General features: G+C 38.0%; 16 protein-coding genes. 9 read left to right on the top strand and 7 right to left on the bottom strand.

The features are described 5' to 3' along the window. Positions 1-83 precede the first annotated feature (83 nt). Positions 84-794 (top strand): Coq4 family protein, encoded by a 711-nt coding sequence (locus DSM106972_RS38735; RefSeq protein ID WP_158632946.1) that lies wholly within the window; start codon positions 84-86, stop codon positions 792-794. 224 nt (positions 795-1,018) lie between these two features. On the opposite strand, the gene DSM106972_RS38730 is transcribed toward DSM106972_RS38735, so the two are convergent. From DSM106972_RS38730 to DSM106972_RS38720, 3 genes are all read right to left on the bottom strand, one after another. Next, positions 1,019-1,450 (bottom strand): HNH endonuclease, encoded by a 432-nt coding sequence (locus DSM106972_RS38730; RefSeq protein WP_127085686.1) that lies wholly within the window; start codon positions 1,448-1,450, stop codon positions 1,019-1,021. Beyond that, positions 1,447-1,683, bottom strand: a complete 237-nt coding sequence (locus DSM106972_RS38725) for a hypothetical protein (RefSeq protein WP_127085685.1) — start codon at positions 1,681-1,683, stop codon at positions 1,447-1,449. Before DSM106972_RS38725 ends, DSM106972_RS38730 begins: the two co-directional genes overlap by 4 nt. 356 nt (positions 1,684-2,039) lie before the next feature. Further along, a complete protein-coding gene (locus DSM106972_RS38720; RefSeq protein ID WP_127085684.1) occupies positions 2,040-2,624 on the bottom strand; it encodes a TetR/AcrR family transcriptional regulator in 585 nt (194 codons plus the stop codon). A gap of 97 nt (positions 2,625-2,721) precedes the next feature. Between DSM106972_RS38720 and DSM106972_RS38715 the strand changes: the two genes are divergently transcribed. The 5 genes from DSM106972_RS38715 (at position 2,722) to DSM106972_RS38695 (ending at position 7,767) form a co-directional block, all read left to right on the top strand. Beyond that, positions 2,722-3,078, top strand: coding sequence for a DMT family transporter (locus DSM106972_RS38715; RefSeq protein ID WP_127085683.1), 357 nt, complete (start codon positions 2,722-2,724; stop codon positions 3,076-3,078). Positions 3,079-3,093: 15 nt separating this feature from the next. Then, positions 3,094-3,888 (top strand): glutathione S-transferase family protein, encoded by a 795-nt coding sequence (locus tag DSM106972_RS38710; protein ID WP_127085682.1) that lies wholly within the window; start codon positions 3,094-3,096, stop codon positions 3,886-3,888. A 601-nt stretch (positions 3,889-4,489) separates the two neighbouring features. Continuing rightward, entirely contained in the window at positions 4,490-5,890 is a 1,401-nt protein-coding gene (gene lysA, locus DSM106972_RS38705; RefSeq protein ID WP_127085681.1) for a diaminopimelate decarboxylase, read from the top strand. 47 nt (positions 5,891-5,937) lie between these two features. Further along, positions 5,938-6,801 carry a diaminopimelate epimerase gene (dapF, locus tag DSM106972_RS38700; protein WP_201800843.1) on the top strand — a complete coding sequence of 288 codons (864 nt, stop codon included), beginning with the start codon at positions 5,938-5,940 and terminating at the stop codon, positions 6,799-6,801. A 54-nt stretch (positions 6,802-6,855) separates the two neighbouring features. Continuing rightward, the gene (locus DSM106972_RS38695) at positions 6,856-7,767 is read left to right on the top strand and encodes a LysR substrate-binding domain-containing protein (RefSeq protein WP_127085679.1); all 912 of its coding nucleotides are present in this window, start codon (positions 6,856-6,858) and stop codon (positions 7,765-7,767) included. A 133-nt stretch (positions 7,768-7,900) separates the two neighbouring features. On the opposite strand, the gene DSM106972_RS38690 is transcribed toward DSM106972_RS38695, so the two are convergent. Next, a complete protein-coding gene (locus tag DSM106972_RS38690) occupies positions 7,901-8,515 on the bottom strand; it encodes a cupin domain-containing protein (RefSeq protein ID WP_201800842.1) in 615 nt (204 codons plus the stop codon). Positions 8,516-8,757: 242 nt separating this feature from the next. Between DSM106972_RS38690 and DSM106972_RS38685 the strand changes: the two genes are divergently transcribed. Together DSM106972_RS38685 and DSM106972_RS38680 are read left to right on the top strand one after the other, a co-directional pair. After that, positions 8,758-9,660 (top strand): helix-turn-helix transcriptional regulator, encoded by a 903-nt coding sequence (locus DSM106972_RS38685; protein ID WP_127085678.1) that lies wholly within the window; start codon positions 8,758-8,760, stop codon positions 9,658-9,660. 129 nt (positions 9,661-9,789) lie between these two features. Then, complete coding sequence (locus DSM106972_RS38680; RefSeq protein ID WP_127085677.1) at positions 9,790-10,359, top strand: DUF6434 domain-containing protein; 570 nt, start codon at positions 9,790-9,792, stop codon at positions 10,357-10,359. A gap of 243 nt (positions 10,360-10,602) precedes the next feature. On the opposite strand, the gene DSM106972_RS38675 is transcribed toward DSM106972_RS38680, so the two are convergent. After that, on the bottom strand, positions 10,603-11,199 hold the full coding sequence (locus DSM106972_RS38675; protein WP_127085676.1) for a hypothetical protein: 597 nt from the start codon (positions 11,197-11,199) through the stop codon (positions 10,603-10,605). A gap of 280 nt (positions 11,200-11,479) precedes the next feature. Here DSM106972_RS38675 and DSM106972_RS38670 point away from each other — a divergent pair, with 280 nt between their 5' ends. After that, the gene (locus DSM106972_RS38670; RefSeq protein WP_127085675.1) at positions 11,480-12,082 is read left to right on the top strand and encodes a TetR/AcrR family transcriptional regulator; all 603 of its coding nucleotides are present in this window, start codon (positions 11,480-11,482) and stop codon (positions 12,080-12,082) included. A gap of 16 nt (positions 12,083-12,098) precedes the next feature. Here the strand turns inward: DSM106972_RS38670 and DSM106972_RS38665 are convergent, their stop codons facing one another. Further along, positions 12,099-12,698, bottom strand: a complete 600-nt coding sequence (locus tag DSM106972_RS38665) for a hypothetical protein (protein WP_127085674.1) — start codon at positions 12,696-12,698, stop codon at positions 12,099-12,101. A 68-nt stretch (positions 12,699-12,766) separates the two neighbouring features. Beyond that, positions 12,767-13,270: an AI-2E family transporter gene (locus tag DSM106972_RS38660; protein WP_127085673.1), complete on the bottom strand. Its 504-nt coding sequence runs from the start codon at positions 13,268-13,270 to the stop codon at positions 12,767-12,769. Between the last annotated feature and the right edge of the window lie 61 nt (positions 13,271-13,331).

Genomic DNA, 13,331 nt, shown 5'->3' with positions numbered 1-13,331 from the left:
CTTATCAATATTGCTCAACCTACGATAAAAATTGTAGTTGAGAAATTTGTTACAGGTATATGTATAGTAAGCCCATATTTACTGTGTCATCCTCACAAAAGGGTAAGCTGTATATTGATTTCGATAATCCAAAAGATGCTTTAGAAACAAACGCATTTTTTAATTTTTTGAGTTTTCAGGCAAATTTTAGAAATGTAGATGCTGCGAAAGATGCTTTTGAAAGGTTAATCAAAGTTTTGATTAGGACGCCAGTTTTTGAGTTAGCAGTCAACGAGATGAAATCTAACCCTGAACAGGCAGCACTTATTAAACAGCGTTACATGGCGCCATATCACAATTTAGATGTACTACAAGAATACCCGGAAGATTCTTTAGGGTATATCTATGCTGCTTACATTAAAGAAAACGGTTTGAACCCAGACTTTTACTCGCATATTGAAATAAATTCAGATGCTAGCTACGTAGAAGCACGTTTAGGTCAAACGCATGATATTTGGCATCTAATTACAGGTTATGGAACAACAATAATAGATGAAATTGGCTTACAAGCTTTTCATATTGCACAGTTTCCTTATCCTTGTGCAACAGTATATCTTGCAAATTTTTTGTTAGCATTTACTCTCTGGAATCCGGAAATGCTTGTACAAACAATAGGCGCCATTGAACAGGGTTTGCAAATGGGAAAAAATGCTAAACCTTTGTTTGCGGCTAAATGGGAAGAGAACTGGCAGAAATCAATATCTCAATGGCGTACTGAGTTAAATGTGCAACCAGTTTCAAGGCATTGCAGCTAGATGATATGGTTTCCTCAAATAGCTTAACCTTAATTAGTATCGCAAAAAGTGAAATTGGTGAACGCTTACGAAAAATCTTGAGTGGAAAAGTCACCCGCTCAACCTGCTAACGTTTGAGAATTTGCAACCGAGCTATATTCAGTTAAATTCCAAAGGTGTTGTGCCAACCAAGTAATCTTTTAGAAGAATTTTAGGCAGTCGTCTCAACTTACTCATCCCATATTCTACTCCTGTGGATGAAAACCACCTTGCGCCCAGAAACGTCGGGATTTTTGTATAAAACGGTCAGCGCGACGTTCATCATTTAAATCGAGACGGTTACAAGTTGCACGACCAGTAGGTGTTAAACCAATAATCTTTGTAGCATCTTCTGACCAGATAAAATGGTCTGACCATTTTTGGCGACGAGGATTAAATAATGTTACTTCTTCTTTAGTTTCTGGGTCAGTACCAACAGTGAAATTATAATGACGTTCATTGCAGCGACGACAAGCCAATGCCAAATTATCGGCATCGTCAGAACCTCCTAATGATTTTGGATCAATATGGTCAATTGTAAGGGGAGATGTACTGAGAAATTCTGGATAACGGCAATACTCGCACCGATATTCAGCACGCTTCCGTACAAGTTCTTGGGTGCTGCTAGAAATTGTCATGATTGAGATGCATTTATAGCATTTATATAACTAAATATAGTGTCTAATTCGTCTATAGCCTCTAGTTCAGCAGTTTCTTCTGGTGTTAATAGGTCAGCTTTTTTCTTGTCGAGAAGCTCTTGCATACGCAGACCTAGTTCTTCTGTAAATTTAAACAAGTTAAGATTATTGACTCTCTCAACCCGAATTCCTTCTGTTAGCCAAAATGAAGGCTTGATTACTACACTTGTCATAACTTTACTGCTGTAATTATATCTATTTTAGCAGGTGCCTACGCTTGAGCGTCTATTTCCTTAATATGTACCAACTAAACGGTAACATGTCAATGAAAGACCGTCTGGATGGTACACTGAAATTATAGAGGCAACTCATTCTAAGTAAACTCAGTCCTTTGTGCCCTAAGAAAGCGGGAAATCCTCGCTCCTTACGTAGTTTATTCCTCTTGCCTCTGTGTACTCTGCGTCTCTGTGGTAAATATATATACTCCTCTTCATGAATAACATAGACCACTAGTGTTGGTAAACGCCCACAGTTTGAACGGGCAAGGATGCCCATTCCACAACATGGAGAATTAATTTTTTGGAAGTCCCTAAGATTTTGCTAGTAAAGTTTTGATGTGGCGCCGTACAAGATATCGTTGTTGATCTGGGGGAAACTGCTCCGGGTTGATTACAACTCCTGTTCCAATGCCATCAACCAGAGCAATGAGTGCATTTGCTTCTAGTTTTAAATCAACATCATCTCGAATCAGCTTTGCTATTTGCAAATCAGCTAACTCCTCACAAATGATTTTACTTAAAAGGTCGTAGCGCTTTCGATGTTCTTGAACTAAATGTTGGCGCCCAATTGAATATCCCAAAAAAGCGATCCAAACTTGCCAGCCAGGAATACCACAGGCTTCCAAGGGCAAAGCTGCAAAAATCATCTGTTCTAGCCTTTCAATTCCCTCTCGTCCCTCAGTATTCGCTTTTATATCCTCAAACAACTTTTCAAAAACTCGTTCTAGTGCAAACAGAGTGAGTGAGTCTTTATCCCGAAAGTAGTGGGTTACAACTCCGGTTGAAGAGCCAAGTTCAGCAGCAATTGCCCGCATACTGGTGCGGTCTAGCCCTTCGCGGACAATTACCCGCCACGCGGCGGAAGCAACTTCAACACGGCGATCTCCATAACTCATAGTTCTGCTTTTTAATTAAAATACAACGACCATCTTGACATTTTATCACAACAGTTGTTATGTTTACTTGCATGACAACTGTTGTGATTTATATGGTATGCCTGATGCGATTTGGAATGCCTGGACGTTATTAGGGCTGTCTGCGATTGGGACTTGTGCTGGCAACCTGTTACTCAAGCAGGCAAATCTAGCTTTATCTAATCGCACTTTACTTACTATCGTGACTTCTCCTTGGTTTATTGGAGCTATCGCTTGCTATATTTTTGACCTTATTCTCTTTACGATAGCCTTGCAGCATTTGCCTGTATCATCTGCTGTTCCGGTCGTTTCAGGGATTCGGATTGCGGCAACTACAATTTTGGCTTACATCTTTTTCGGTGAACATCTCACAGTCAATCAGTTATTTGCATCGGGTGTAATCACCGCAGGAATCATTATCATGTCACGCACTTAACAGGAGAAATGTATCATGCTTGAGCTTTACCATGCTTCAGGTTCGCTCTGCTCGCAAAAAGTCAAATTGGTGTTGGCTGAAAAAAATCTTGAGTGGAAAAGTCACCCGCTCAACCTGCTAACGTTTGAGAATTTGCAACCGAGCTATATCCAGTTAAATTCCAAAGGTGTTGTGCCAACCTTAATTCATAATGATAAAGTTATTACCGATTCAGCCATAATCATCCGATATCTGGATGAACAATTTCTGCACCCTAAATTAACTCCTGCGGAACCTGCATTCGTGGAGAAGATGAGTTACTGGATTGGTTTGCAAGATAAATTCCCGATGGTAGAGCTAATTTATGGCAACTTTCGAGGAATTGAAGGGCTTGTATTGCGTCGCTCTGTTCAAATCAAAGAGAGATTGATTCCTAAACTTATGCAAGCAAATTCTGGATTGAAAGAGCAATATGCAGCTAAGTTGAAGGATGTAAACCAATTGAATTCCACAATTAGAAATGCAAAGGAAATTGAAAGTATCAATGCAAAAATTGAACCACTGTTAGAACAATTGGATGAGCAATTAAGGCAAACAGATTGGCTCTGTGGGACTACCTATTCTTTAGCAGATACGGTATGGACAGCCGTTCTAAATTGGTTAGATGAGTTGAAATTTGGATATTTATGGGCAGATAATAAACATCCTGCACTCAGAGCATATTTCAATCGTCTTAAAGCACGTCCTAGTTTTATAACAGCAATAAAAAGCGATGAAATGCCTTTACCAATGATTTTAGCGGGCTTACGCAGGATTTTTCTAAGTATTTGATACTGGATATGGGGCACGAGTTACACAGTTGTAACAAGTCTTACCGCACATCCAGTTGTGGCTACTTGCTATTGTTTAATAAACTCAACCCCATATTTTTTGGCAACTTTAATAGCTTGCTGAATATCACCAGGAGCTACTTTGGGTGGCGCCTCTTGAAGATTGCGAACAGGTTTACCAATATCTAAAATATATTTTAGCAGGCGCCCACGCTTGAGCGTCTATTTAATTAATATGTACCTACTAGACGGTAAAATTTCAACAAAAAACCGTTAATAGTTCCGTGTAAGCGAGTTTATGAAATCTGCTAAAGCTTCTACACCAAAGGCATCAAAAAGCGCCGCTCAATCCAAGTCTGGCTCCGCGACTCGTGATAAACTTCTTTCAGCAGCGATTCAAATACTATATTCGGTGATAGTACAGTTTACTAGTATGTTAGCTCTAACTAGTTCAGAGTTTGCATATGTATTTCCTTGCACTAATATCAGCCAAATCAGTTGCAATTTATATTTTTTAAGTATAAGTTATAGGCAAAATATATATTAGACATTTGGGAATGCTGCTCATATAGTAACTGATATAAACGCTTAAAAAACCCAAAATGAATACTATTGAAGTTGCAGGCTTCTCCCTTACCGGAACTCATTACATTTCTGAATTAGCTGCTACTGGCTCCCCAAATCAACATCTTTTTCCACTTACAGCCCAAGTCAACAGTAAAGGATACCTAGAAATTGGTGGTTGTGATGTCATCGATTTAGTTCAGCAATTTGGCTCACCACTTTATATCTTAGACGAAAATACTCTAAGAACTGCTTGCCGCCAATACAGAGATGCATTTAAACAATACTACCCAGGTAATTCTCAAGTTCTTTATGGCTCTAAAGCTTGGAGTTGCAAAGCTATTTGTGCAATAGTGACAAATGAAGGTTTAGGAATCGATGTTATGTCAGGTGGTGAACTCTACACTGCTTTACAAGCAGGAGCGAAGCCTGAAATGATTTATTTTCATGGTAATAATAAATCTTTTGCCGAACTAAAATTAGCAATAGAATCTGGTTGTACCATCGTTATAGATAATTGGTTGGAACTTCACACTCTAGTAGACATAGCAAAAGAGCCTACCTCTACTCAACGGGCTATTCAAGTGATGCTGCGAATGAATCCAGGAATTGAGCCTCATACTCACAAGCACATTTCCACAGGGCAAGTTGATTCTAAATTTGGTTTTGATTCAAACCAAATTGATGAAGTCTTCGCTTTCGTGAAACAAAACAACAGCTTATCGTGTACTGGGCTACACATTCATCTTGGCTCTCAAATTTTTGAGTTAACTGCTTACCAACTCCTTGCTGATGTAATGATAGGTTGGCTAAGTAAGTCTGTTGATTATGGGCTATCAATTAAAGCTATCAATATAGGTGGTGGCTTAAGTATCCGCTATACTGAAACAAATATTCCTCCTAGTATTAAAGATTGGGCAAAAGCGATTAGTGAATATGTTGTAGCAGCTTGCCAGGAGCGCAAAATGCCGTTACCCACTATTATGTGCGAACCGGGTCGTTCACTAATAGGAAACGCTGGTGTCACGGCTTATACATTAGGGAGCCAAAAAGAAATTCCAGAAGTGCGAACGTATTTAGCAGTGGATGGAGGTATGTCAGACAATCCACGTCCAATTACTTACCAAGCAACAAATTATGCGATTATTGCTAACCGAATGAACGCTCCCTTGACTGAGACTATCACAATTGTCGGTAAGCATTGCGAATCTGGAGACATTTTATTCAAAGACGTTCTATTACCTAAAACACAGCCCAACGATATACTTGTTGCACTTGGAACTGGTGCTTATAACTACAGTCAGTCATCAAATTACAACCGCGTACCTCGACCTGCGGCTATTCTGGTATCTCAAGGAAGAGCGCATCTCATTATAAAGAGAGAAACTTACTCAGACTTGATTAAACACGATTACCTTCCTACGCATCTTCAAAATTGAACTTTGGACAAATAAAATTCGCACTATTAGGCTAAAGAGAATACATCATGACTGATTTTTATAAATATCATGCTTTGGGAAATGATTATATAGTTATTGACCCTAGCAAGACAAATGTACCCATGACTAAAAAAAATATCCAAACTATATGCGCTCGCCATCTAGGTATAGGAAGTGATGGAATACTTTATGGTCCAATATTTGAAGACGGTCAAATAAAATTAAGAATATTTAACCCTGATGGAAGTGAAGCCGAAAAAAGTGGTAATGGTATTCGCATATTCTCTAAGTATCTTGGAGACTTTCGATATGTGAATAGCAATGAGTTTTTGCTTTCTACTTTAGGTGGAGAAGTAACTGTTGAAATCATTAACTTAAGAGAGGGATTAATAAAAGTAGATATGGGAACAGTTACTTTTCAAAGTAATTTGATTCCCGTGGTTGGCAAACGTCGCGAAGTAATACAAGAGTCTATCGAGGTTAATGGAGAATCATTATTAGTAACCTGTCTTTCAATCGGTAATCCGCACTGTGTTGTTCCTCTCAAAGAGATATCAAAAGAAAAAGCCATTAGTTTAGGGTCAATCCTAGAGAATAATTCGTTTTTCCCCAACAGAACTAATGTTCAACTAATGAAGGTCATTGACCCGCAAAATATCTATATTGAGATTTGGGAACGCGGTGCAGGTTACACTATGGCATCTGGAAGTAGTAGCTGTGCAGCTGCAAGTGCAGCATATGAATTAGGATTAGTAGATAGAGTTGTGAAGGTGCATATGCCTGGAGGTGAAATTGATATTGACATAAAATTGAATGGTCACGTATACATGACTGGTACATCTACTACTGTTGCACAGGGTGAATTTTTAGAAGAATTTAAAACTGGATTAATGAGTGATATTATGCCTTAAAAGGGGCAAAAACAGTAATAATTGATAGCGTAACTAGTATCTAAGGAATATAGGATGGAACTCCGACACCTGCACTACTTCTTGGCAGTCGCAGAGGAACTCAATTTTAGTCGTGCTGCGGAACGACTGCATATAGCTCAACCACCCCTGAGCCAACAAATTCGCGATTTAGAAGCAGAACTTGGAGTCACATTATTTGAGAGAACAAAGCGTCAAGTTAAATTGACAAATGCTGGACACATATTTTTAGAAGAGGTACAACAAGTACTTCAACAGGTTGATAAAGCAGTAGACTCTGTGCGACAGGCAGGGCGGGGTGAATTGGGTCGGCTAATAATTGGATTTAATAGTTCAGCAACCTACAGTGTTTTACCCGATGTTTTGTATCATTTTCGCCAGTCTCACCCCAATGTAGAACTTGTGTTGCATGAGTTGACAACTAGCCAGCAAATTGAGAAATTGTACAACAGCCAAATTGATGTAGGGCTTCTGTACTTACCTTTAGAGAATGATGAACTGAGTACCTTGTCAGTCCTGAAAGAACCACTAGTTTTAGCGATGCCAGAAACACATCCTTTAAGTACTCAACCTCAAGTATCAATGCAGTCACTTAGAAATGAGTTATTTATTTTGCCTCCATATCAGTTAGGTGAAGCGCTCTACAGACAAATTATGAACTTATTCGAGCAACTTGGTTTTGTACCTCAAAAAGTACAACAGGCAGTTCAGCTTCAAACGGTAATTAGTTTGGTGGCAGGGAGTGTTGGAGTTGCAATTGTTCCTGCATCATTACAAAACCTTCAAAGAATGGGGGTAGTGTATAAATATTTACAAGAGTATAGTTCTGAAGTCGAAATTGCAGCAGCATGGCGCCAAGGAGATACATCTCCTATTTTGCACAAATTTCTCGCCTCTGTTCAGGTAGTTGCTTCGGCACATTCTCTTTCAATACCTTCGTCAAAATAAAGAGGATATCATATAGTAGTTTGGGCGCCAAAAAGCATTTAATATATTCTTTTACCAACGTGTCCTGACGTTACATGTAACTTCAAGACATCATTTTGATATTTATCGAATACCCCAAAATCAAGATGATTCGCTATTGTTTAATGAACTCAACCCCATATTTTTTGGCAATTTTAATAGCTTGCTGAATATCATCAGGAGCTACTTTGGGTGGTGCCTCTTGAAGATTGCGAACAGGTTTACCAACATCTAAAAACCACTGCTCAAATCCTCCTGGAGAATAGCCTAAAAACATACGGGCTGGTTTGTTGCTAGCATTTTTGAATCGATGCGGAACTCCACGCGGCGTATTGATAAAATCTCCTTTCTTGGCTTGAAACTCTTTATTACCTACATACCAGTTAAGTTCTCCATCCAGCATGTACCAAAATTCTTCTTCACGGCTATGAACATGTAATGGTGTACCAACACCTGGAGGAATATAATCTTCAAACATTGCATAAGTCCCACCTGCATCCTTGCTTTGTAGTTTGAGCGTAACGAGGACACCCATCGCCCAAACTGATGTACCTTCTCTATCTTGAAGTAATTTTAAGTTGGCAGGTGTTTTAATATTCAAAGCTGGATCGGTAGTAGAATCCGCAACTGGTACACTCTTTGCGTTAGGTTGAGGAGTAGTAAGGGCACAACCTGTAATGATTATTACCGTAAAAAATATTCCCGCAATTAGCTTAATAATGTAACGCATATGTAAACTCTTTGGTATGTTTGTCAAATTCTCACCAGCATTGATACTACTGACAAACCAGTGGAATGTCTTTCTCAAACTTGCAAAAAATGTTCTGTTTTTGCAGAATATTTTAAGTTGGCGCCAGAACAATAGATATTGATAATCAAAATAAATCATAAAGTTTTGGGAAATTTGACCCAAAAGTGGAGAAACTGGCTATGGTGCTACATACAAGCATTAAGTAGTTGAGGAGAAAGATAGTGACCCAGAAGCTGAAACCTCTAATAATCGATCTTCGCCAAAAAGGAGGCAGCGAAAAGCTTCTCTCACAACAACCACTACTTACTAGCCATCAAGCAGGATGGGACAACATTCATTTGGTGTATCATCATTTACCTTACGCAGAAGTCCCCGAATCTTGCCATCCCACACACACAATTGCTCTCGGTTTAGGCGCCACAGTTAAGCGTGAACGATGGGTTGACGACTGCTATCACTCAGAAATGCTTCATCGTGGTAGTGTTGCTATCCTTCCAACTGGTGTCACACATCGTGCAAATGTTCGCCAACCGCTTGAGTTTATGCTTGTTGGGATAGAACCGAAATTTTTTACCAAAGTCGCTCAAGAATGGTGTAACCCAGATTGCACTCAACTTATTCCCCGCTTTGCTGACCAACAAGACCCATTGCTTCTGCAACTGGGATTGACACTCAAAGCAGAACTTGAACAGGGGTGTCCTGGTGGAAAACTCTATATAGATTCTATTACCCAACTATTTACCGTTCATTTATTAAAAACTTATTCTAATAATCGCCCATTAATTAAAAGCTACTCCAATCCGCTACCAAATAAGACTTTGCAAAGCGTCATTGACTATATTCAAGCAAATCTTGACCGAGAAATTACTCTTACTGAGCTTGCTCAAATTGCCAGAGTAAATCATTATTACTTCTGCACTTTGTTCAAAAAGTCAACAGGGCTTTCACCCCATCGTTATATACTCCAACAGCGTATAGAACGTGCCAAAAAATTATTGAAATATTCGCAAAACACAATTATAGATATTGCTTTTCAATGCGGCTTTGCTAATCAGAGCCATTTTACTAAACGATTTCATGAACTAACTGGTTTAACCCCTAAAGTATATCGAAATCAAGTTTAGAACATCTTTTGATTGCTCCAGTCTTTCCGTGTCAAAAGTTTTGGTAGGTTGGCGCCTGCCGTTACGGTTTTGACTAATAGAAGCAATTATTATATGATAAAGATAAGTAAAAATTTTTACATGTAGTTTATGAGACCTAATTTAACAAAATATATTAGCGTAAAAGATTTTAGAGACTACTATTGGTTAAAGAAGGAATTACAATTATTTTGTCGAGAAAATGGAATCAGTACTTCTGGCTCAAAAATAGAAATTTCTAATAGAATCGAAACATATCTTACAACAGGTAAGGTTAAAAAAACTATCATAAATCTAAGAGTGGATAAGAAAATAAAATCTCAAGAAGATTTAAGTCTTGATACAGTAATTGTGGAAAACCATCGTTGCAGTCAAGATGTAAGAGCTTTTTTTGAGACAGTTATCCCAAAATTTCATTTTTCCACCTATATCCAAAATTACTTTAAAAACAACGTTGGAAAGAATTATTGTGATGTTGTAACCGCTTGGTATGAGGAAGAAGAGCGAAAGAAAGACCCCTCGTACAAGAAAAATATTGCACCTCAATTTGAATACAATCAATTCACTCGTGACTTTTTTGCTGACCTGAATAATCAAGGAAAAAATCGTGAAGAAGCAATTGAAGCATGGAATCAAATTAAGAAACTTCCTGGAAGCAATAAATATAAATCTAATGATTAAACTTTAAAGCTCACTAGCTAAACAATAGTTGATTTGAATATTAATTTCTTTGCGACATCAACTTAAATATTTAATGTTTTAAATTATACTCTACAGATATTTCTGCTGATGGAGAACCGGAGAAAGTTATCAAAAGCGATGAATAAATATACTTATACCGAGGGAAGATATATTGTAGGCTTTGTACGGAAGAGCCAATAATTTTAAATGAACTATAAAATAATCAAAGCCTTCAAACTTTATTTATTTTATAATCTGTGAAAAAAGGCCTAGTAATCGCTCCACGGGTTCAAGTGAAATTTCTACTTTATCAATAGATAATGTTTGATTTTCCAAACGTAAAAATCTCCATAAAACACCTGTAGTAACGCAACCAAAAACAGAATCAATAGCATTATTCTTTTTTGCATTGTATATCTGTGCTGCAACCATTTCGGCGCCGCACTGACCTAAACCACTGTTAATATCTTGGTTTTTTGCTTCCACAAGTGTTATTACAGGAGCAGTAATAAAAAACTGTTCGCGGTTACGACTAATTAAAAAGTCAGGATTCCCATTTAAACCACGTACAATATCAACATTAAACTCTTTTCCCGAAAATATAGATATTGGTATATTAATTCTTCGTTTGACTTCTAGTAATATAGGAAATATAATTAATTCACCACGCGCTTTCTCTGTATTAATTGCTGTTGCTAAAGGTATATTTTCTTCTAAAGTAGCTTTTAATAAATCACCTGGCTCTACAGGCTGGATGTTAGGAAATAAGCTAGTATCTTCCGATATTTCTAAGCTGAACTCTACAGCTAACGTCTCAAGGTCAAACTTATTATATGGCATATATATTTATAATTTATTAGCATGGAACTTATGTATACAATTTCATTTTAACTTATACATCCTGTTGGCGCAGTTATAAATTTGATAGTATTTTTGTTTTATATCGAACTACGGCGCGATAAATTGTGAATATGAGGGCACCGAAAATAATGACTACCAGGCGCCCGCGCTTGAGCGTCTATTTCCTTAATATGTACCAACTAGACGGTAAAATGACAACAAAAACTGTCCATGTGGTATAGTATAAATATACGAGTAATAGTTTTGTGCAAGCGAGTTTATGAAATCTGCTGAAGTTTCTACACCAAAGCCATCCAAAGGCGCCAGTAAATCGAAATCTGGCTCCGCGACTCGTGATAAACTCCTTTCAGCAGCGATTCAAATTATTATTACTCAAGGTATAGAAAGGCTAACCTTGGATGCGGTTGCTCGTGAAGCGGTCGTTAGTAAAGGTGGTTTGCTTTATCATTTCCCTAGTAAAGAAGCTTTAGTTGCTGGGGTAATATCTTATTTAATTGATGATTTTAATGCAGCAATTGAGAAAGAATTAGAAGACTTACATACAGATAACCCTTCAAAAGACTGGCTTAAAGCTTATGTACGAGCAAGCTTTAATAGTAGCCAACCACCCCTAGCCTTAATTGCTGGCTTATTTATAGCTGTTACACATAATCCAGAATTAGTAGAACATGCACGTGATGGTTGTGCCCAATGGCAACATCACTTCGATGAAAGTGGACTTGACCCTGTTCGTGCTGGTATCATTCGATTAGCTACAGAAGGTTTATATCCAACAGAAATGTTTGGTGTTGAACCAATTCAAGAGCCTTTACGCAGTCAGTTAAAAGATGCAATTTTAGAACTTATCGATTCGTCAAATTAATTTGCATTATTTGGTATTAATCGGTTGTTACTGTTGCCGACAGAATTCCTAAGAGACGCTCAATAGGCGTTATATCATATTCAGTAATATCAACCACAAGTTCAGTTCCTGAGAGCTTGAGGAATTTCCAATTACTGCCATTGGTTACACAACCATAGACAGAGGAAATCGTAAGATTGTGAGTTTGATTAAACAGTTGTGCTGCTACCATCGCGGCGGCACATTGTCCTAGCCCATTTTCTAAAATACCACGTTTGGCTTCAGCAATCACTACAACTGGAGCTTGAATCACAGATTGAATAGGGCTAAGACTAATTAAAAAATCACAGTAGCCATTTAACTTGCGTTGCGGGTCTACGTTAAATTCTTTACCAGCAAATACACTTATCTGCTGATGTTTCATCTCTCTTATTTCTAGCAGTACTTGAGCAATAATCCCACTATAACGAGCAATTTCAGACCCCACTGCAATTGCCCAAGGCATTTCCCGTTCGAGAATTGCGACTAGTAGTTCCGTCGGTTGTACGGGTTGACTTTTAATTAGCGAGCGCGTTTCCCGAATGCTGAGATTGAACTCCTCGATAACCATTTCCAGCGTAAAGTCACTATATGCCATCGTAATATTGCTCCTCCATAATTTACTTTACCGCATTTCTTACAAGTGGGCAGTAGGAAAGAATTATTTTATTGATTCATCAAATTGATTTGCAGCATTGATTCTGCTTCTTTTGTGGCGCCTGAAGTTCTAATTGCCGAAGCTAAAATCTTGATAAAGCTGGCAATTGGCACTGCCAAGAATAACCCTAATGGGCCTGCAAATCTGGCGCCTAAGAACAGCGAAATCAAAAGCCAAAAAGGATTTAAGCCAACCAAGTTACCAAGGATACGGGGAGCTATCAACGTTTCATTTATTTGACCAAGTATAACTGTTATAACCAAGACTTTGATTCCTACCCAAAAATCTTGAATAGTTAATATTAATCCAATTAAAGCAATACTTGTGGCGCCTCCCAAAGGGATTAAACTCATAATTCCAATAACCACCCCAAACAGCAAACCAAAAGGTACATTTAATAATAAAAATGCACTTGTTTGCAAAACTGTTAAAATTGTCGCAATAATAAATTGACCGGAAATAAAATTTTCAAACGTTTGCCGTAGAGAATTTTGTAAGTAAGTCGGCGCCAATAAACCAAACTATGTAAAGATATATAAATACGGAAATGCATCTACATGAGGTAACACAGCT

It is taken from the genome of Dulcicalothrix desertica PCC 7102, assembly GCF_003991905.1.
Classification (GTDB): domain Bacteria; phylum Cyanobacteriota; class Cyanobacteriia; order Cyanobacteriales; family Nostocaceae; genus Dulcicalothrix; species Dulcicalothrix desertica.
This window is presented reverse-complemented; position numbering and strand designations above follow the sequence as displayed.